At 41.4% G+C, this 18,722-nt stretch carries 20 protein-coding genes; 6 read left to right on the top strand and 14 right to left on the bottom strand.

Annotated features, from left to right (window positions below; translation table 11 throughout):
- Positions 1-39: 39 nt before the first annotated feature.
- The 3 genes from AC04Q1_RS13595 to AC04Q1_RS13585 form a co-directional block, all read right to left on the bottom strand.
- Positions 40-534 carry a hypothetical protein gene (locus tag AC04Q1_RS13595; RefSeq protein ID WP_478365136.1) on the bottom strand — a complete coding sequence of 165 codons (495 nt, stop codon included), beginning with the start codon at positions 532-534 and terminating at the stop codon, positions 40-42.
- 32 nt (positions 535-566) lie between these two features.
- Complete coding sequence (locus AC04Q1_RS13590) at positions 567-1,439, bottom strand: universal stress protein (protein WP_478365135.1); 873 nt, start codon at positions 1,437-1,439, stop codon at positions 567-569.
- A 343-nt stretch (positions 1,440-1,782) separates the two neighbouring features.
- On the bottom strand, positions 1,783-2,835 hold the full coding sequence (locus tag AC04Q1_RS13585; RefSeq protein ID WP_478365134.1) for a universal stress protein: 1,053 nt from the start codon (positions 2,833-2,835) through the stop codon (positions 1,783-1,785).
- 34 nt (positions 2,836-2,869) lie between these two features.
- On the opposite strand from AC04Q1_RS13585, the gene AC04Q1_RS13580 reads away from it, so the two are divergent.
- The 3 genes from AC04Q1_RS13580 to AC04Q1_RS13570 all read left to right on the top strand — a co-directional run bounded on the left by AC04Q1_RS13580 (position 2,870) and on the right by AC04Q1_RS13570 (position 6,790).
- Positions 2,870-3,760 carry a universal stress protein gene (locus AC04Q1_RS13580; protein WP_478365133.1) on the top strand — a complete coding sequence of 297 codons (891 nt, stop codon included), beginning with the start codon at positions 2,870-2,872 and terminating at the stop codon, positions 3,758-3,760.
- 322 nt (positions 3,761-4,082) lie between these two features.
- Positions 4,083-5,735, top strand: a complete 1,653-nt coding sequence (locus AC04Q1_RS13575; protein WP_478365132.1) for a sensor histidine kinase — start codon at positions 4,083-4,085, stop codon at positions 5,733-5,735.
- Complete coding sequence (locus tag AC04Q1_RS13570; protein WP_478365131.1) at positions 5,732-6,790, top strand: response regulator; 1,059 nt, start codon at positions 5,732-5,734, stop codon at positions 6,788-6,790. Before AC04Q1_RS13575 ends, AC04Q1_RS13570 begins: the two co-directional genes overlap by 4 nt.
- 206 nt (positions 6,791-6,996) lie before the next feature.
- Here the strand turns inward: AC04Q1_RS13570 and AC04Q1_RS13565 are convergent, their stop codons facing one another.
- The 5 genes from AC04Q1_RS13565 to AC04Q1_RS13545 all read right to left on the bottom strand — a co-directional run bounded on the left by AC04Q1_RS13565 (position 6,997) and on the right by AC04Q1_RS13545 (position 9,440).
- Complete coding sequence (locus AC04Q1_RS13565; RefSeq protein ID WP_478365130.1) at positions 6,997-7,425, bottom strand: Hsp20/alpha crystallin family protein; 429 nt, start codon at positions 7,423-7,425, stop codon at positions 6,997-6,999.
- Between the two features lie 126 nt (positions 7,426-7,551).
- Positions 7,552-8,220: a BON domain-containing protein gene (locus AC04Q1_RS13560; protein ID WP_478365129.1), complete on the bottom strand. Its 669-nt coding sequence runs from the start codon at positions 8,218-8,220 to the stop codon at positions 7,552-7,554.
- Positions 8,221-8,367: 147 nt separating this feature from the next.
- Complete coding sequence (locus AC04Q1_RS13555) at positions 8,368-8,886, bottom strand: sigma-70 family RNA polymerase sigma factor (RefSeq protein ID WP_478365128.1); 519 nt, start codon at positions 8,884-8,886, stop codon at positions 8,368-8,370.
- A 146-nt stretch (positions 8,887-9,032) separates the two neighbouring features.
- Positions 9,033-9,236, bottom strand: a complete 204-nt coding sequence (locus tag AC04Q1_RS13550) for an Hsp20/alpha crystallin family protein (RefSeq protein ID WP_478365166.1) — start codon at positions 9,234-9,236, stop codon at positions 9,033-9,035.
- Positions 9,237-9,245: 9 nt separating this feature from the next.
- The gene (locus AC04Q1_RS13545; protein WP_478365127.1) at positions 9,246-9,440 is read right to left on the bottom strand and encodes a hypothetical protein; all 195 of its coding nucleotides are present in this window, start codon (positions 9,438-9,440) and stop codon (positions 9,246-9,248) included.
- A gap of 398 nt (positions 9,441-9,838) precedes the next feature.
- Here AC04Q1_RS13545 and ettA point away from each other — a divergent pair, with 398 nt between their 5' ends.
- Positions 9,839-11,518 (top strand): energy-dependent translational throttle protein EttA, encoded by a 1,680-nt coding sequence (gene ettA / locus AC04Q1_RS13540; RefSeq protein ID WP_478365126.1) that lies wholly within the window; start codon positions 9,839-9,841, stop codon positions 11,516-11,518.
- A 30-nt stretch (positions 11,519-11,548) separates the two neighbouring features.
- Here ettA and AC04Q1_RS13535 read toward each other — a convergent pair whose 3' ends face one another.
- From AC04Q1_RS13535 to AC04Q1_RS13510, 6 genes are all read right to left on the bottom strand, one after another.
- Positions 11,549-11,851 (bottom strand): hypothetical protein, encoded by a 303-nt coding sequence (locus AC04Q1_RS13535; protein WP_478365125.1) that lies wholly within the window; start codon positions 11,849-11,851, stop codon positions 11,549-11,551.
- 84 nt (positions 11,852-11,935) lie between these two features.
- Entirely contained in the window at positions 11,936-12,673 is a 738-nt protein-coding gene (locus AC04Q1_RS13530; RefSeq protein WP_478365124.1) for a GDSL-type esterase/lipase family protein, read from the bottom strand.
- 59 nt (positions 12,674-12,732) lie between these two features.
- Entirely contained in the window at positions 12,733-15,426 is a 2,694-nt protein-coding gene (locus AC04Q1_RS13525; protein WP_478365123.1) for an outer membrane beta-barrel protein, read from the bottom strand.
- A complete protein-coding gene (locus tag AC04Q1_RS13520) occupies positions 15,410-15,643 on the bottom strand; it encodes a DUF1456 family protein (RefSeq protein WP_116251425.1) in 234 nt (77 codons plus the stop codon). Before AC04Q1_RS13520 ends, AC04Q1_RS13525 begins: the two co-directional genes overlap by 17 nt.
- Positions 15,644-15,732: 89 nt before the next feature.
- Positions 15,733-17,037, bottom strand: coding sequence for a DEAD/DEAH box helicase (locus tag AC04Q1_RS13515; RefSeq protein WP_478365122.1), 1,305 nt, complete (start codon positions 17,035-17,037; stop codon positions 15,733-15,735).
- 50 nt (positions 17,038-17,087) lie between these two features.
- Positions 17,088-17,306: a hypothetical protein gene (locus AC04Q1_RS13510; protein WP_316847597.1), complete on the bottom strand. Its 219-nt coding sequence runs from the start codon at positions 17,304-17,306 to the stop codon at positions 17,088-17,090.
- Positions 17,307-17,542: 236 nt separating this feature from the next.
- On the opposite strand from AC04Q1_RS13510, the gene AC04Q1_RS13505 reads away from it, so the two are divergent.
- Entirely contained in the window at positions 17,543-18,016 is a 474-nt protein-coding gene (locus AC04Q1_RS13505) for a ribonuclease H-like YkuK family protein (RefSeq protein ID WP_116251422.1), read from the top strand.
- 228 nt (positions 18,017-18,244) lie between these two features.
- Complete coding sequence (locus tag AC04Q1_RS13500; protein WP_478365121.1) at positions 18,245-18,712, top strand: SRPBCC family protein; 468 nt, start codon at positions 18,245-18,247, stop codon at positions 18,710-18,712.
- Positions 18,713-18,722 lie beyond the last annotated feature (10 nt).

Here is an 18,722-nt window from a genome sequence, read left to right as displayed (position 1 = left end):
CATACGAATTTAAAAAACACACAGTGCATTCAAATCAGATCACCTTTGGGAAAGGTTACCTAAATTTTCATTGCAGCTGGCACTATAAAAGCGGAATTTGCCGCGCTTAAAATCTATGCCCTGTTTTTTGTCCAGATAAACGCGCCCGAGGTTTTTCATGATTTTACCCGTTCCCAGGATCAGTGAATCCCCTTTCTTCAACAGTGCCAGCGGATTGGTAAAAACGGCATCTGCAGGTTCGTCCGAGCGAAACCTGTAAGTAACAAAAAGCGTATCCCCTTGGTAGCTACCGGTAATGCTACCCTCATTTTTTTTGTGGTTGGAATAGAGAATCCAAAGATGCCCGCTCACCGCATCTTTCCCTGAGGTACTGATTTTTAAAAAAGCTGAATCTTTGCCATCTACCGCCATAAAACAGTCCCAGCTGGGCGGTGATTGTACGAGTTTTTCAATACTCTTATTTTCCGGGCTATTGCGGCACATCATCAAAACCGGAAGAGAGAGGATGAGCAGGTAAATATATTTTATCTTCATGGTTTGTATTTTTAAGGTCGGGCGTAATTTTATCACGCTTTTTTTTCAATATAGTCTGGAGGAAATACCAATAAGGGTGTGGTGGTATACCTTGCAAAATGTTTGGTTCTGCTTCCGCTGAATATTTTATCGAGTATGTTATGCTTCCTGTGGAGCATCGAGACAATGTCTATATCTTCCTGTTCCGCTATCCATTCGAGCCCCTGATCGATATCGCTGTTCCAGACCGGTTCATAACGGATTTTATTGTAGCCTGTAAGTATTCTCATCTGGCCGATAAAATCCTCACCGATAGCCTGCATACCGGTGTTAAGATCCTTTCTCATCTCAATGATGTGCAGCACGCAGACTTCAGCTTTAAACCATGATGCAAGTTTACAAAGGTATTCCAGTGGCTTTATATCTTGCGGCGTGAGTGACCCGGCATAGACTATTTTCTTTATCCCGTAGTATCGCGCGCCGAAAGGGACAAGAAGTACTGGGCGATCACCTTTTTCAATAATCGCCATGCTATTACTGCCCAAGATAAAATTTACAAGCCCACCCGCTCCGGACAGCCCCATTACGACCAGGTCAGTATCAATCTGTCCAGAAATCTGTCCTATCACAGAAAGTACCGGACCTTCAGCGCAACGGTAGTCTACCATAGGACAACTGGCCGGTTCATCCGAGCAGGAATCGTCCAGTAGTTTTTTGACCATGAGGTCGAGTTCACCGCCGATATTCCCTTCAAGATCCGCAGTATCCATAACCGGCCATAGACCGCTTTCCGATACAGGTACGGGAAGGACAAAAGCATTGACGATAGTTACCCGTGCATCTAACACCTTCGCCATGGAAATGGCATATTTTGCCGCATTTTCAGCGGGAGCCGAAAAGTCGGTCGGAACAAGGATTTTTTTCATTTCTTATTGTTTTTTTTCGGTAAAACCGCATTTAAGCTCATCTGTCATAGTCCATTTATTTTCCATCGCTTTATTCACCATCATGTTGGGCTTTTCCAAAGTTAATACCTGAAGGGAATATCGGGAGATGACCGGGGTTAGTCAAAAGAATGATTTAAGACATCCGGGAAAGAAAAAATAAGCGCGGATCTTGCTTTATAAAGAAAAAATCTGGTACTGTAGAATGAACGAATATAAAATTCATTCAATAGCTGCCCCATAAAAAGCCTTCGTTATTTAATTCAAAGCCAATCAGCCGCCAAGAAGGCGTTTGCCGGTAATTGAATAAAATTCTCCGGAAAGTTTAATTATGCAATTGCCTTTCGCCTAAGCTGGCGGAACCGGAGCTGGTAGCGAAGCCCTGGGGAAAGATAATCAAGGGCACCCGGGTCCTGGAAATCATTCTTAGGGTTTTATCTCCCCCGAAGAGTTCTCCTATCATACTGTGCTTTTTGTGTACCATTGCCAGCATATCCGCTTCACTATTTTTTTCCAAAACCGCTAATGCCTCCTCAAGGGTATCCTTTTGTTTGTGCCTGTAAAAAACCTTAGGGTAATCAATTGCCTGGGCTACCTTGTCCAGAAATTTTTTCTCTTTCTGCAGGAACTGTCGTCCCTTCTCAGCGGATATCCTGTTATGAAAAATAAGCAGATCTGAATGATAAGCAGACGCGATTTGAGCTAAAAAATCAAGTGCTGTGATCTCACTATCCCCAAAGTCAGTAGCGAAAACAATCTGCCGGATCGGTACAGGAGGAAAGTTCATGGGAACAAGCAGCACGGGCACACTGGTCCATTTGATCAGCTTACGGATCGTACTTCCGGGCAAAGTTCCCAAATATCTTTCCTCAGGCTTGATCCCCATGACAATCATACCCATATCCTTCTGGTTGAAAAAGGATTTTATCCCGGCCGCAGGAACACCAATTGTTGAGAAAACCTCGATGAGCGGCTTAAAGCCATCACCGCACAACTGGTCTGCATCCAGATTAAGTTTTGCTGCGAGTGCAGACAATCTCTCCAATGAATCCCTTTCGGCAAAGTCATATAAGCTGTCCTGGGAAACCATGGCCCCCTCTGCTACCATTGGTAAGCCAACCGAGTAGATGTGCACTATGGAAAGGTTCATTCCGCATGAGCATGCCACCCGTAGTGCATAATCTGCCGCAGAAGCTGCTGCCCTGGAAAAATCTGTGGCAATCAATATTTTATACATAACAACTATTCTATTTTGAAGATATAAATCTGATAAAACCAAATTTTGGAGCAGGTGAGGGAAATCAGCGGTACCGATGATACTGGAAATAAAACAACAGAAGCCATGGGCAGGATTATTACCGGAGCTGACCGTGGTCATCAAAAAAACAAAGTCCTTCCCCTAGCTTAGCCAGATGAAAACAATATTGGTCATGACCGATTTTTCCAGGGCTGCGAAAAATGCTGCTCAAGCCGCTCTAAACATTGCGGAACATTTTGGGGCTGAGCTACTGCTGCTGCACAGCTATCACCTGCCCCAAATTATTCTCGCTGAACCTTTAAAAATGGATTATAAGGAAATTGAGGAGAAGGCTGCAGTTTCGCTTGAAAAAGAAAAGGAAAGACTTTTAAAACTAATGAAAACCCGCCAAGGCGGTATCAGAATCCACTCGATAAACACCATTGCCCCGATATCTGAGATACTGTACGACATCCAGCAGGGCGAAAAAGTCGTACTTGCTGTGATGGGCAGGCACAAAAGGCATAAAAGTAATTTTCTTTTTGCAAACCATATCCATATTGCCATGCGAAACAGCGATTGTCCGCTGCTTATATTATCATCCAGTGAATTCCTTCCGGACAGATGCAGGATAAATTTCGCTTCCGACCTCAATGAGAAGGACATCACTCTGCTTGAATCCATTGATAAGATCCGCAAAGCGTTCAAGGCCAGCCTGTCGATCAGTTACGTAATGGAGAGTCCAGGGCTAATTGCTGATTTCAATGAAGAAGGCCGTATAGCATCTTTTCAAAGCGTCTTGCGGAAAGATAAATTCAGCGATATCCCCTTTCATGTTTTAAAATCTCCTTCGATCGCCCATGAAATCGACCGTATGTTTCCTCCATCTAAAGATAATCTTTTACTACTTGTGAACAGGACCCATGGGTTGCTTCATGAGATTTTTCATTCCTCTCACTGCAATGCAATTATTAAAAAGCACCGTGGGGCCATCCTGGTCTTGCCTGAACATTGGAAACCGGCATGCCGGCCACTTACAGGCACAGGAGCATTGGAACAGGTTTAAACCTGCTGGCTTGATCCTGCCTTCACGATTTCGAAGCCGATAAAATCATGGCTTCATCCACCCGAAAAAAAACATAAGTGATGGTGGTAGCCCGCTTAAATCAAATCCCTTTTAAAAACAATATGACAACCATCATTGACCCGAATGATCCCGGTCATTAATTAGTGTAAAAAAAAGAAACAATTTTAGCTATCAGTAGCGATCTGCATATCATCAGTTGAATAAAAACTGTATATGAGCGGACGATTTACACCTCACAGGAATCCCGGTGATTAATTTTTGTATATTTATGAAGTATGCTAATATGTCTTTCCACCAAAAGATGAACAAAACCACGGGAATTGGTTTCGACCCCTTATTTGACAATGCCTCCATGGGTATTATTGTTGCCAATGATAGCGGGCATATTGTGATTACCAATCCATTTTTAGAAAAACAGTTTGGCTATGGTCCGCAGGAACTTAGCGGAAAGCCGATTGAAGATCTTATTCCGAGCAGGTTTACAGACAGGCACCAGCATCATGTTGAGGGCTATATCAAGCAGCCCAGGTCACGGCCTATGGGACTGGGACTCGATCTTTTCGGACTTAGAAAAGATGGAACTGAATTTCCCGTCGAGGTTAGCCTGAGCAGTTACCAGACAGATCAGGGAAAATTTGTCATCGGGTTTATAAGTGATATCTCAGCAAGAAAAAAAGCGGAGCTGGAGCTTAAGGTCTTAAACGAACAGCTGGAGGCCAAGGTCTTAAGCAGGACACGCTCACTGACAAGTACGGTAAAGCAGTTAGCAGAGCTGATCACCGAAACCGAGCTGAAGGATGTGGAGCTCAACAGGGCAAACACTTTTTTGCGGAGTATTTGGGGCCACGCAGAAGTTATCCTATATGTTACCGATTCAGGCGGAACGATAAAGATGTTCAATCCAGCTGCCGAGCGGGAGCTGGGATATGTTGCCGAAGAAATCATCGATAAACTTAGTCCCTCAGTCTTTCATTCTGCCCAAACACTTCAGCAAAGTGCGGACGAACTTACAAAATCACTTGAGGTGCCTGTTGCTGCCGACTTTGAGGCCCTAAAAATAAAAACTGATCTGGGATTGGCGAATGAACGGGAAATTGAATACCTGAGAAAGGATGGGAGCCGTTTTCCTGCCTCACTTACCATAACTGCGATGCATACAGCAGCCGGGGATATCGAGGGCTATCTGGGGATTGCGATGAACATTTCTGAACGGAAAAAAGCTGAAGAGGAAATTCTCCAGCGCCTGAAAAAGGAAAGGGAGATGAGTGAGTTCAAGTCCAGGTTTGTCTCAATGGCCTCCCATGAATTCCGGACCCCTTTGAGTACTATACTTTCTTCTGCCTATCTGATATCAAAATATACCACTGAAAATCAGCAGCAAAAGCGGGAAAGCCACGTTAACCGGATAGCCTCCACGGTACAGTCTTTGACCGATATATTAAACGACTTTCTATCCCTAGAGAAAATTGAGGAAAACAAGGCAGAACCGCATTACAGTACTTTTGAGCTAGCGGATTATATCAAAAACGTGATTACTGAAATTGAAACCCTGAAAAAGAAAGGCCACCTCATCCGGTTTTCTCATCAGGGAGAAACCCGTGTATATTTAGATCAGGTCATGCTCAAGCACATCATCATCAATCTTCTTTCCAATGCCATCAAGTTCTCCCCTGAAGACAGCCACATTGATATATGCAGTTCAGTTGACCAAAACCAGATAACCATTAAAATTAGTGACAAGGGATTGGGAATCCCTGAGCGGGATATGCATCATCTCTTTGAAAGGTTTTTTCGCGGAAGCAATGCCAACAATATCCAGGGGACGGGCCTGGGACTGCATATTGTCTCAAGATATGTTGATTTAATGGGCGGAAAAATTTCCTGTAAAAGTGAACTGGGATCGGGAACGGAATTTACTATAGAATTTGTAAAAACAAAACAGACCGAATTATGAAGAGGATTTTAGTTATCGAGGATAACCAGGACATCAGGGAGAACCTTTCAGAGATCCTTGAGCTGGCCAACTATAAAGTCGACCAGGCTGAAAACGGAAAGCAAGGTGTAGAAATCGCGCTTCAGCGAAGACCCGACCTGGTACTTTGCGATATCATGATGCCCATTCTGGATGGCTATGGCGTACTGCTCATGCTTCAAAAAAACCAGGCAACTGCGAACATCCCTTTTATTTTCCTCACAGCCAAGTCTGAACGTATTGAGGTGAGAAAAGGCATGGAAATGGGGGCAGATGATTATATCATAAAGCCTTTCGACGGAACCGATGTAATTAATGCCATAGACGGGCGGTTGCGAAGGGCGGCATCTCTAAGGGAAGAGATTGCTACAGGAATAAACGGCATGGACAGGCTTATCACGCTTAACGGTGGGAAAGACCATCTTGATCTGCTCAAAGAAAACCGCAGCCAGAACCAGTACAAGAAAAAACAGATTATTTATACTGAAGGAAACCTTCCTTCCAAGTTATTTTATCTGACCAAAGGAAAGGTCAAGACCTACAAACGGAACCAGGATGGAAAAGAGCTCATCATGGGGCTTTACAACCAAGGCGATTTTTTTGGGTATCTGCCTTTGCTTGAAGGGAGGAATTACCGTGAATCTGCCGAGGCTTTAGAAGATACCGAGCTTGCAGTGATTCCCCGTGCGGAGTTTGAGCAACTGATGGGCAGTAACCCACAGGTGATGAAAAAATTCATTTCTGTTCTTGCAAAAAATCTGATTGAACGTGAGGAACATCTACTGGCCACTGCATATAACTCCCTGCGCAAAAAGGTTGCAGATACACTGGTCACCCTTCACGAAAAATACAATCCTCAACAGCAGCAAACCTTCGAAATTGACCTGACAAGGGAGAATCTGGCTGCTATTGCAGGTGTTGCCAAGGAGTCCATGATCAGAATGCTTGGTGAGTTCAAGGATGAACGGCTCATCAGCATTACCGATAGTGTCATCCATATAGAACAGATCGATAAATTAAGACACATGCACAACTGATCTTCGGTCCGGGCATGATGCCTCAATGAAGATACTTTAAATATTTCTTTTGCCTATGTGCCAATTATTTACTCGCAGCGCAAAAAGATCTTTACAAAACTGCGCACCCTGAGCAAACAAATCCCGGGATAAGCAGCTACCGGAAGACCGGAAGCTGCGCTGATTGTTTATTTTGGGTACTGGATATCAAAGCTATATTATAACTATCATTCAATGGCTATCTGCCTTTTATGCTGAAGCTTTTTCCCACTTGACCTAAGTTCAAGTACCAACAGGCCATCCTTGTAACTGGCCTTTACCCCTTCTAGCAGTATATCTCCGGGCAGATTAAATGTTCTCTTGAAGGAGGACATAGAGAATTCTTTGCGTGTGTATTTATCTTCATCTTCTACCTTTTCCGATTCTTTTTCCGCGCTAATGATTAACAGGTCATCCTGGGTTTCGATCTTGAAATCCTTTTTATCAAATCCGGGTGCTGCCAGCTCCAAACGGAAACCTGTTTTGGTATTGCTGATATTGACTGCCGGAACGCTCATCCCTGCGCCCAAAGCCCCGGTAAACATATGTGGATTCAAGAGTTCATCCATTAAAGATTGAACAACGGGATATAGTGTTGATTTTGTTAGTGTTGTCATGACGATGTGTTTTATTTTTTTTTTGTTAAAACCTGCCGGCGGATTGCCAGCAGGAATAAAAATTGTTGATAGCGGAAAACTTACCTGTCATCCGCTCTGAATTACCGGGAATAACCGGCATGAATGTTAGAAGGCAAATTCCGGCTCCACCACTTTTAAGTGGCTCTCCACTCGCATCACCCCGGGAGCGGACCATGCGGCATGTTCTGCCTGTTCTTTTTCGGCAAAGGAGTTTACAGTACCGGTGAGTACTACCTTATCACCCTGAATGGAAACCTTAAGGTTTGCCGCATCCAAAATGGCATTTCTGGTAAAGGCAGAAGAAATCTGACGGCTGATCTCCAAGGAGGTAACCCTAGGTTTCAAAGTGATCAGATTGATGACTGATTTTACGCCCAGTAAATGTTCAATGGCCCTACGGGCACTGTTTTTCTGAAACTCCCAGTCCACTTGTCCCTCCAATCGCACCACACCGTCTTCCACTTTGATTTTGATTTTTTCCTGTTGTACTGCAGTATGCCATTTTAGTGCATTTACCACTGCTGAGGCGATCTCAGCATCTGTTTTACGATAAATGGGGGCCAAACCGACCTGAATATCTTCGGCTATTGCCTTCACACCAGAAATCCTTTTTGCTGCATGCTCAGCAGCAAGCTTTTTTGAATAGCTATCTACCTCCCCCGATAATGTGACGATGCCGTCTTTCACGGAAACACCAATTTCGGCTGCATTTAATAAAGGTTCCCATTTGAACTCATCGAGAACATCTTTTTGAATCTGATTGTCTGTTTTCATAACTTTTAAAATAAAATGTACTGTTTAATTTGAATAATCAAAGAGAGCTATTATACGCTAAGCCTTCAAGAACCCTGCTCAGTAAAGCCGATGATATTCATTAGCGGGATGGAAGGAGAGGTAATCAAAACCCATGGGTCTACAAATTCAATGGGCGGTGGGGGAAAATTTCTTTTCAAGGATCAGACGTGCGGTTCTGACCCTGGTTTTTACTGTCCCGATGGGCTGGGCAGTTGCCAGGGAGATCTCACGATATTTATAGCCTGCACTGTACATGGTTATCGCCTGCCTGAGCGGATAAGGAAAACTGTTGATCACCCGATGGACATCATCGGAGATGAATTTCGAGAAAACGGTGCTTACCGAACAGCTGTTTCTGGAGGCTATTTCAATCTGCGTATGGTGTTCCATCACTCTGGAAGTTCTGTTGACCCTGTTAATAAAGGTGTTTCTCATGATGGTATACAGCCATTTGCGGATATCGGTGTCCATACAGAACTTCTCATAGAAGCGCAATGCCTTAAGCAGGGTATCCTGAACCAGATCCTCGATTTCATCTTTCTCATTGACAAAGTGCCTGGCCATACTTTTTAAGCCCCTGACTTCTGCCAGCAGCAGTTCTTCAAAGGATTTACGTTCGGTAAAAGAATCTATCGGCTTTTCCATGTTTTACTTTTTAATGCCAAAATCCAAAAACCGGTACACTTATACGATGATTTCCCTCATGCGTTTCAATGATGCGAATGAGGGAAACATAAGCTGCCGGTCAAGGGACCATTCTACCGTAAACCTGGCTTAAACCTATTGTCTGTTCAGGAAATCTTCACATGCTTTTTCACTGAAGGCAGCTTGCCGGTTTTTGTGAGTGTCAAAGAGAGAATACCATCCCTGTATTTGGCGCTTATATGTTCGGGAGAAACATTTTCAGGAAGGCTGAACGCCCCGCAGAACGAAGAGCGCGAAAATTCTCTTCTCCGATAATTTTCCTCATCGGTAGCTTCATGTTCGGCAAGGATATTGAGTACTCAGTTTTCAACATTTACAGAGAAATCTTTTTTTCGAAACCCGGGCGCGAGCACCTCGATTTTGAATTTGGTATCCCTTTCTATAACATTTACGGCCTTCTTTGGCTCATTAGGCTCATCAAAGAATTCAGGATCCCAAAAATCCTGTACCATGGAGCCTATCTCTTTTTTGTTTAAATTTTCTGTGACTGACATAACTTTTTTTATATAAAGTTAACCTGCCTGAAACCGGGTTTAATTGATACCCGTCATTATCTGCTATGAGTTTGCTCGCCGCGATGCTACCTGCGGATTTTCCGGCAAGGGCAACTAAAGGATGTCCGTCGTCAAAAGTTATGATATACTTCACAAACCATTTTGTAATGGGCTTGTTGTTTCTATCTTTGTACCCGGTCTTGGCATTGCCACTTTCGGGACTGGGATAAATGTACGGTTCGGTTTAACTGAATTTTTTCATAGCAGGTTAAAAAGTAAATAAATTTTGCAGCTCTATGAACGACCGAAAAATGGATTTTGGACAATCAAAAAAATCCCCGTAAAATCCCCGCTCAGATTGAAAAGTGCCTTTAAACAATCTAATATAAGAAATTAACATGTCAGACGAGAAAATCATATTTTCAATGGCAGGTGTAAATAAAATTTACCCTCCACAAAAACAGGTTTTAAAAAATATTTACCTTTCTTTCTTTTACGGTGCCAAAATCGGCGTTATCGGTTTAAATGGTTCTGGTAAGTCGTCCCTTTTAAAAATTATCGCGGGCTTAGATAAATCTTACCAGGGTGAAGTGGTTTTCTCACCAGGTTACTCTGTGGGTTATTTAGCACAGGAGCCGATCTTAGATCCCGAAAAAACCGTTCGCGAGGTAGTTGAAGAAGGTGTGGCCGAAGTCACCGCTATTTTAAAAGAATACGAAGAAGTAAACGAGGCTTTCGGATTAGAAGAAAACTACTCTGATCCTGATGCCATGGATAAACTGATGGCCAGACAGGGTGAGCTTCAGGATAAAATTGATGCTTTAGGTGCCTGGGAAATCGATTCAAAACTCGAAAGGGCCATGGATGCCTTGCGTTGTCCTGATCCTGACACTAAAATTGGTGTACTATCTGGTGGTGAACGCCGTCGTGTAGCAATGTGCCGTTTATTACTTCAACACCCTGATGTTTTATTATTGGATGAGCCTACCAACCACTTGGATGCCGAAAGTATCGACTGGTTAGAGCAATTCTTACAAAACTACGAAGGAACCGTTATTGCCGTTACCCACGATAGGTATTTCTTAGATAATGTTGCCGGATGGATTTTAGAATTAGACCGTGGTGAAGGTATTCCATGGAAAGGAAATTACAGCAGCTGGTTAGATCAAAAAGCTAAACGTTTATCTCAGGAAGAAAAAACTGAAAGCAAACGCCAGAAAACTTTGGAGCGTGAGTTAGAATGGGTACGTATGGCACCAAAAGCACGTCATGCAAAATCTAAAGCCCGTTTAGCCAACTATGATAAATTAGCTTCAGAAGACGGCAGAGAAAGAGAAGACAAATTGGAGCTTTTTATCCCTGCCGGACCGCGTTTGGGTAATGTAGTGATCGAAGCGACCAACGTAACCAAAGCCTATGGCGATAAGGTATTGTTCGATAATTTAAACTTCTCACTTCCTCCGGCAGGTATTGTGGGAATTATTGGCCCCAATGGCGCTGGTAAAACCACATTATTCCGTTTAATTACCGGACAGGAAGAAGCTGATGCTGGTACTTTCCGCGTTGGTGAAACGGTAGAGCTGGGTTATGTAGATCAGATGCACAACGATCTGGATGCCGATAAAACGGTATACGAAAACATTACCGATGGCTTAGACAATATCCAGTTGGGTACTAAAGCGGTTAACGGACGTGCTTATGTGTCGAAATTCAACTTTAATGGTGGCGATCAACAGAAAAAGGTAGGCATTCTATCGGGTGGAGAACGTAACCGCGTACACCTGGCCATTACCCTGAAAAAAGGAGCTAACGTACTGCTGCTGGATGAGCCAACCAACGATATTGACGTAAATACTTTACGCGCATTGGAAGAAGCTTTAGAGAACTTTGGTGGTTGTGCTGTGGTGATCAGTCACGACAGGTGGTTCCTGGATCGGATCTGTACGCACATCCTGGCTTTCGAAGGTAACTCAGAAGTTTATTTCTTTGAAGGTAACTATTCAGATTATGAAGAAAACCGCAAAAAACGTTTGGGCGATGTTGCTCCAAAACGGATCAGATATAAAAAATTAGATTAAAGCAAAGTCCCGGCGAAAACCGGGACTTTTTTAATTATTGCCCCAGGCGTAAACAATTAAAGCTGCAAAGCCTACCAATCTTAATAATTGACGATAATTAACGTAAGCAAAAAAGTGTTTGGTTTTAAGTTTTGGTTTAATCCCAAAATAAAAACTAAGCAACATGCAAACCATACTTAAGCTAAGTAAGACTGGAACATAATTAGCCGAAAAAAGCTGTGTTTCAAATCTGGTTGATTGATTAATTAAAACCAATAAAAGGAATAAAAACCCTAAACCAAGAGTGATCAATTCTATTTTTTTATTTGTTGTAATTTCTGCTTTATTCATCATTTATGGATATCTTTTTAGAGCCATCGGTAAATGAATTGTTACATTTTTTTTTCATATCAACATCAAAACATCTTAGTTTATAACCTAGTGTCTGTTCTTTAAAGCTTTTTTAATCGCAAGCTCCGTTACACCTTCCATGATTTTATAACCGGCAAGGTTGGGGTGAACACCATCAACGGTTAACTCAGCACGTTGTCCTTTTCGTTCATCAACCAAGGGTGTCCAATAATCTAAAACCGTATAATTTCTTTCCTTGGCATAAGCTGCGATCATTTCATTTAAGGATACGATGATTTCTGCCGGTTTAATGCTTTTGTTCCAGGCATATTGGTAAACTGGAAGATACTTGCAGAGTACCACTTTAATATGATGTAACCGGGCCAGTTCTGCCATCGATTTAATGTTGTCCATAATTTTTTCGTTGGTAACATGTCCCGTGTTCCCAGCGATATCGTTACTTCCTGCCAAAATAATCACCACTTTTGGTTTAAGGTTAATCACATCCTGCCTGAAGCGGATAAGCAACTGTGGTGAAATCTGCCCGCTTATTCCCCTATCCAGGTATGGATTATTGCTAAAATATTCCGGATCTTTTTGCTTCCAGAACTCGAAGATAGAGCTTCCCAGAAAGACAACCCTTTTTTCTTTTCTTGTTGGGGGCAACAAAAGTTCATTTTCTTTTTGGTACTTGGTGAGTGCTGCCCAATCGTCGGCAAAATTTTCTTTCTTCGGTTTATTGTTTAATGAATCTGTTTTCTGATCCTGTGCAAATAGACTACCGGTAGAAATCAGCAAAATAAAAAATAGGAATTTACTTTTCATGGAATATTGAATAGGTAAGCGAGCGAAATGCTAAACTAAATAATTTGGCTTTAATTATTTTATTCGTCTGTATTAAAGTTACTATTCGTTTTGCCTTTTCTATTTCCAAACTGACTTAAGTTGTAACCCAATGTTGCCTGTACAAAGCGGCTGATAAATCGTGTTCTGTTTTCTGAGATTGAGTTGTTGCTGATGCTGGTACTAAAAAGTGCGCCCTGGTTAAACAGATCGTTCGCCTGTACAGCAAAGAGGAGTTTATTGGCTTTTAGGAAGGAGGTGTTTAATCCCACGTTTACCAACAGGGGGTTTCCCGCATAAAGGTTATAGCCAAAATTTAAACTTTTCGCCGCAGACGCATTGATTCTAAAGCGTTTTCCCGGAATCCAGCTCGCACCTCCGCTTAATGCCAAAACCTGGACATTTTTGATATTTTGGTTCATCACAGAATACGTGTTCGAACTAAAACTATAAGATACACTGCTATTGAAAGTATATTTTTTCTCGTTCAGGTTAAATCTCAATCCGTTCGAAACGTTAATCCCACTACTTCTGTTCAATACGTTCTCCGTGTAAAAAACATTGCGGCTATAAGCAATATTACCATTGATGGATAAGGAAAGTTTATTATCCAGCATTCTTTTATTGAGTGAGTAATTGCCACCAACATTGTAAATGCCATTCACGTTCTCGTAGGTAGTTTGCTGTTTTAAACTGTTTAGTGTATCTCTTAGAAAAACCGTATTGCTCACTACGCTATTAAAAGCAAATGTACCCGATAAACCTGCCATAATACTTAAGCCCGATTTGAGGCCAAATTTATTATAGCTCAGATCGGCAGTATGACTTGATGTAGCCTTCAGATCAGGATTACCAATAATGAGGTTCTGTACATCGTTATTGTTTCTAATGGGCTGCAGTTTATTAAAATCAGGCGAACTGGTATAACCATTATAACCGAAACTTAAATTCCCGTTATCTTTAATCTGATAACTTAAATTGGCCGATGGCGAAAAATTTAACTGATAGTTTCTTAGTTCCTGACCTGTATTCTGATATTTACCAATAATAATGCTTGGTGAAAAATTAAGCCCGAAATTATAGCTGATCCGCTTTGCATTGGTATTAAAACCAACACTAAAATTCTGATTAATAAAATTAGACACATAATCCTGCCCCAGCGAATCGACAACAAAACTGTTCCCAAAAGGATTGGTAACCGTAGTAGTTTGCAGGTTCTGGCTTCTGCTGACCGAAAAACGGTACGATAAATTGATAAAACTATAATTTCCGGAACTATCGTTCACTTTTTTCAACGAATTCGAAAATTGGATATTCCCGCCAAAATTGGAGCTTGAAGTATTGTTATCTACCAATCTGTTTAGGAGTGAATCTTTAACAAGTACATTAGTGGTTTCGTTATAATATCGGATGATATCGTTAATCGTACTGTTCGTATTACCCCCGCTTGTGCCAAAGTTAAAGCCCATAGATAGCGATCTCTTATTGTTGGCCAGGCGGCGCGACCAATTGATACTTCCATTAACATTCGGATTGCTGTTCCGTGATCCGGTATTGGAAATCAGATCCTGCCTGATAAATCCGGTTTTATTTGAGGTCGAAAAAGCATCGTTCCGGGTATCGGCCAATGCACCGGCGAGTGAAACATTAAAATAATTCTTCTTTGTGGCCCCATTTAAACCGAGGTTAATATTATTGTTTAACGACTTGGAATTATTGGCGCTTTCCCTTAAATCGAAAATGGTCCCCTGCGGATTAAAGGTTTCCAGGTAATTACTCTGAATGGATTTATTGGCACCGTTACTAAAATTATAACTGCCATTAACGCTAAATTCCTTTGAAATTTTATCCCGGATATTCCCATTTAAGGCGCCATTATTTAATTTGGCAAACTCATTATTGGTAATGCCGTAACGGCCGCCAAAACCAATCTGTTTTGTTTTTTTCCAAATGCTACCATTACCACCTAAGTTATGTGCATTATTGGTAGCAGAATTCATGTTTACCCCACCAAAAACACCTTTATCCATACCGGGCTTGGTTACCAGGTTTAACATTTTTTGTGGTGTGCCCGTCTTGATCCCTGTAAAATTGGCTTCATCACCGTAATCGTCAATCACCTGAAGTTTGGCTATAATATCGGCGGGTAACTGCCTGATGTAATCTTCTACATTACTGGTAAAAAAATCCTCGCCATTTACCCGCAGCTTGGTCATCTTTTTACCCATTGCCGTAACCGCACCCTTATCGTCGACCTCAATTCCCTGTAATTGCTTTAACAGGTCCTCTACTTTGTCGTTTTCTCTTACGGTATAGGCACCGACATTATATTCAATGGTATCTTTTTTGATTTTGATCGGATCTGCCTTTACCTTAACCTCCACATCTTCGAGGCGGATGGTTTCCGTCTTGAGCATGATGGGCTCCAATACCGAAGTTTCCTTCGAAGATTCTATTTCGTAAACCGAGGCAAATGGCTTGTAACCTAAGGCGGTAATGCTAATGTAGAATTTGTTGTGACTTACCTTTGCGAATGTGAAGTTCCCCTTCGCATCAGAATTTGAGCGGAGGGTATCTTTATCAGTAATTAACCGGATACTTACGCCCTCAATGGGCTTTTTCAAAGAATCGATTACGTGACCACTTATTTTAAACTGAGACTGAGCGAGAGCGTTAGAAGAAAGAGTAATCAGTATAAAAAATAATAAAAAGCATACATTATTGCTTTTTCTCATCCCTCGGACCTCTTTTGTAAATTACCAAACCATTTAAAAAATTTCGCAAAATCTGGTCGCCGCAAGGTTTAAAATTCTCGTGATCTTCATTTCTGAAAATATCACCCAGTTCTGCCTTGGTTACCTTAAAACCAACCAGGTCGCAAATGGTAATAAAATCTTCTGTTCTTAGTGATAAGGCTACTCTTAGTTTTTTTAAAATATCGTTGTTGCTCATTGTGAATTGTTGTAAAGTTATAATGTTTTAAAGCTACGAAATGCTTAAAACTCTTAATTGGCCACCCAGACTCCCGACTTCGGACTCATCTAACTGGCTACTTCTAATTTAAGTTTTTTTCCTTTAATTTTTTCTCCGCTTAGGGCTTTCAGTAATTTTTCTACCTTGCTTCTTTTAATGGCCACATAACTGCTGGTATCTTTAACTTCAATCAGACCTAAATCTTCTTTTGTTAAATTACCTTTCTGCAAAAATAAACCAACAATATCAATTTTATTAATCTTATCCTTCTTGCCGTGGGCTAGATATAAGGTTACCCAATCGCTGGCTTCCGGCAACTGATATTTGTCAGACAAGGCCTCTTCTTCGATATCCTCAGGCAGATATTTATAATTTTCTTCGGTGGTTAAAATGGCATAGGCTGTTCCTTTCGCATGCATACGTGCAGTTCTGCCGTTGCGGTGGATATAAGCATCCTCAGTATAAGGCAATTGATAATGCACAATATGTTCAACTTCAGGAATATCGAGGCCCCGGGCAGCTAAGTCTGTGGTGATTAAGATCCTGTGGCTACCGTTTCTAAATTTAAGCAAAGCTTTTTCACGATCAATCTGCTCCATACCACCATGAAATACATCATGTCCTAAACCGTTTTCAAAGAGTAAATCACTGATGCGGTCTACCGTTTCCCTATGGTTACAAAAGACCAATGTATTTTTATTGCCGATTTTACTGAGCAACCTAAACAGGTAATCCAATTTATCAGCCGCCGGGACGGTTATTTTTTTAAGTTTTAAGTCGGGCTTGGCTTCGATATTTTTTGAAAAATCTACTTCAACTGGCTGGATCAGTTTCACAAAAGGTGGAATTTCTTCCATTTTGGTCGCAGAAGTAAGCATTCTTTGTTTTAAAGAAAGTAACGAACCGATGATATAAGACATGTCTTTTTCGAAACCAAACTCCAGCGATTTATCAAATTCATCTAAAACCAGGGTTTCGATAAAAGATTCGTCAAAATTCTGATGTTCTAAATGGTAAGCCACCCTACCCGGGGTTCCAATCAGGATGGCCGGAGGATGTGCAAGGTTATTTTTCTCTATCCGTACAGCATGCCCACCATAACAGCAGTTTACCTTAAACGAAGTACCCATTTGTTTAAAAACCTGTTCAATCTGAAGGGCAAGTTCGCGGGAAGGTACCAAAACCAAAGCCTGAACCCCCTTAACCCCTGTTCTTAAATTGGAAAGCAATGGCAATAAAAAGGCCAACGTTTTCCCCGAACCCGTTGGCGCAATCAATATTACATCTTTACCAGTCTTAGCTGCTTTTACAGAAGACTCCTGCATCTCATTAAGCGCAGAAATGTTTAATTTTTTTAAGGCATTTTCTATCATTCCGCCATAAAGGTAATCATTTCTCTTTAGGGCAAAAATGGCACTCTCGCTTAGGGTTTGAAAAATCTGTTCCTGAGTTTGCGAAGGGTAGAGAAATTTAATCTTTTATCTAACAACATGAGCATATTGCCACGTTTAGACATGGAGGATAGCACTTTTTCATTAACGGCATCAACTGAAGATAAAATCCTGTCAGCCAGTTCATCCGCAAATTTATTGGCTCTGCTATTTTGTAATAATTGAAGTTCTTGAATTAGTTCTGCTCTCATAATTAAGAATTTTTAATGAATGTACAAATATTAACGGCCCGAAGTATGATTTGTTTCAATAAATTATCAGCCGAACTGAAAGATTATCACTAACTTGTTGATAACTAACTTTTTGTTAGCAAATAAACAATCTGCACTTAACATATATTTAATTATAAGCACTTATTTTTATAAAAACCTGATTACCATTCGTCCCAAAGGGATTCCTTTGGAATTAACCTCAAAAACACAAATGTATGACGTGGAAAAAATTTAGTGGTGAAATTATTCAGTCTTCCATCCTCGAAGAAGTAGAAAACGCGATTATCAGAGAAACAGAAAACGGCTATAAGCTTAAAGTTTGCATCGGTACCGATTCGCAGGTTAAGGGTGCTGTAACCGATTTTGCAACCGTAATTGTTCTGTTAAGAGAGCATCATGGTGGTTTTATGTACATCCACCAGGAAAAGAGTACCCAACAGGTAAGTATTAAAGAAAGAATGTTAATGGAAGTGCAGAAATCAATCGAAACGGCTTATTCCATTTGCGATTTACTTGATATTTATGATGTGGCTTTAGAAGTACATGCCGATATCAACACCAGTCCATCATTTAAATCGAACAAAGCGCTAAACGATGCCATGGGTTATATTTTAAGTATGGGCTTTATTTTTAAAGCCAAACCGGAAGCATTTGCCAGCTCTACCTGCGCCGACAAAATGGTGCACTAGGCAATAAGTCCGAAAGTCAGGAGTCGGCGGGGCAGCCAAAGGCCCATTTTTACCATCGCCAAGAAATCTATCAACAGGTTATTGGAGATGTATGGCCCCACAAGTCTTTCATTGCATTCCTGTAGGGATGAACGATCTCTTGATGCCCAACACTTCGACCTCAGCGCCATTTCCTTGCAGTAATTCTAACAAAACCGCGAATTTATTGTTGTGCAATAAAATAAGAGTTTGAATACGTATAGATTAGAATTTACCCAGAAACTCCCAGTGGATATAGATACCGCCTGGGATTTCTTTTCATCGCCATTGAATTTAGCCGAAATTACGCCCAAAGACATGACTTTTGATGTAACCTCGCCAAATATGGGTAACACTAAAATGTATCCTGGCCTGATCATCACCTATAAGGTTTCCCCTTTGTTTGGCATTAAACTAAACTGGGTAACTGAGATTACCCATGTTAAGGATAAAGAATATTTTATCGATGAGCAGCGCTTTGGCCCATTTGCTTTCTGGCATCACCAGCACCACTTCGAAAAAATAGAGGGCGGTGTTTTAATGCACGATACCCTGCACTATAGTATTGGCTGGGGGCCAATCGGTACTATTGCAAACGCAATACTGGTGAACAATAAAATCAACGAAATCTTTAAATTCCGTTATCAGAAAGTGGAAGAATTATTTGGTAAATTTTAATCTTAACCGG

It is taken from the genome of Pedobacter humicola, assembly GCF_056490705.1.
Note: the sequence above shows the minus strand (reverse complement) of the source record. Positions and strands in the feature narration are given on the sequence as shown.

Coding starts and splice junctions, on each gene's coding strand:
- AC04Q1_RS13595 (WP_478365136.1), bottom strand. CDS start 534: ATGAAGATAAAATATATTTACCTGCTCATCCTCTCTCTTCCGGTTTTG.
- AC04Q1_RS13590 (WP_478365135.1), bottom strand. CDS start 1,439: ATGAAAAAAATCCTTGTTCCGACCGACTTTTCGGCTCCCGCTGAAAAT.
- AC04Q1_RS13585 (WP_478365134.1), bottom strand. CDS start 2,835: ATGACCACGGTCAGCTCCGGTAATAATCCTGCCCATGGCTTCTGTTGT.
- AC04Q1_RS13580 (WP_478365133.1), top strand. CDS start 2,870: ATGAAAACAATATTGGTCATGACCGATTTTTCCAGGGCTGCGAAAAAT.
- AC04Q1_RS13575 (WP_478365132.1), top strand. CDS start 4,083: ATGAACAAAACCACGGGAATTGGTTTCGACCCCTTATTTGACAATGCC.
- AC04Q1_RS13570 (WP_478365131.1), top strand. CDS start 5,732: ATGAAGAGGATTTTAGTTATCGAGGATAACCAGGACATCAGGGAGAAC.
- AC04Q1_RS13565 (WP_478365130.1), bottom strand. CDS start 7,425: ATGACAACACTAACAAAATCAACACTATATCCCGTTGTTCAATCTTTA.
- AC04Q1_RS13560 (WP_478365129.1), bottom strand. CDS start 8,220: ATGAAAACAGACAATCAGATTCAAAAAGATGTTCTCGATGAGTTCAAA.
- AC04Q1_RS13555 (WP_478365128.1), bottom strand. CDS start 8,886: ATGGAAAAGCCGATAGATTCTTTTACCGAACGTAAATCCTTTGAAGAA.
- AC04Q1_RS13545 (WP_478365127.1), bottom strand. CDS start 9,440: ATGTCAGTCACAGAAAATTTAAACAAAAAAGAGATAGGCTCCATGGTA.
- ettA (WP_478365126.1), top strand. CDS start 9,839: ATGTCAGACGAGAAAATCATATTTTCAATGGCAGGTGTAAATAAAATT.
- AC04Q1_RS13535 (WP_478365125.1), bottom strand. CDS start 11,851: ATGATGAATAAAGCAGAAATTACAACAAATAAAAAAATAGAATTGATC.
- AC04Q1_RS13530 (WP_478365124.1), bottom strand. CDS start 12,673: ATGAAAAGTAAATTCCTATTTTTTATTTTGCTGATTTCTACCGGTAGT.
- AC04Q1_RS13525 (WP_478365123.1), bottom strand. CDS start 15,426: ATGAGAAAAAGCAATAATGTATGCTTTTTATTATTTTTTATACTGATT.
- AC04Q1_RS13520 (WP_116251425.1), bottom strand. CDS start 15,643: ATGAGCAACAACGATATTTTAAAAAAACTAAGAGTAGCCTTATCACTA.
- AC04Q1_RS13515 (WP_478365122.1), bottom strand. CDS start 17,037: ATGATAGAAAATGCCTTAAAAAAATTAAACATTTCTGCGCTTAATGAG.
- AC04Q1_RS13510 (WP_316847597.1), bottom strand. CDS start 17,306: ATGAGAGCAGAACTAATTCAAGAACTTCAATTATTACAAAATAGCAGA.
- AC04Q1_RS13505 (WP_116251422.1), top strand. CDS start 17,543: ATGACGTGGAAAAAATTTAGTGGTGAAATTATTCAGTCTTCCATCCTC.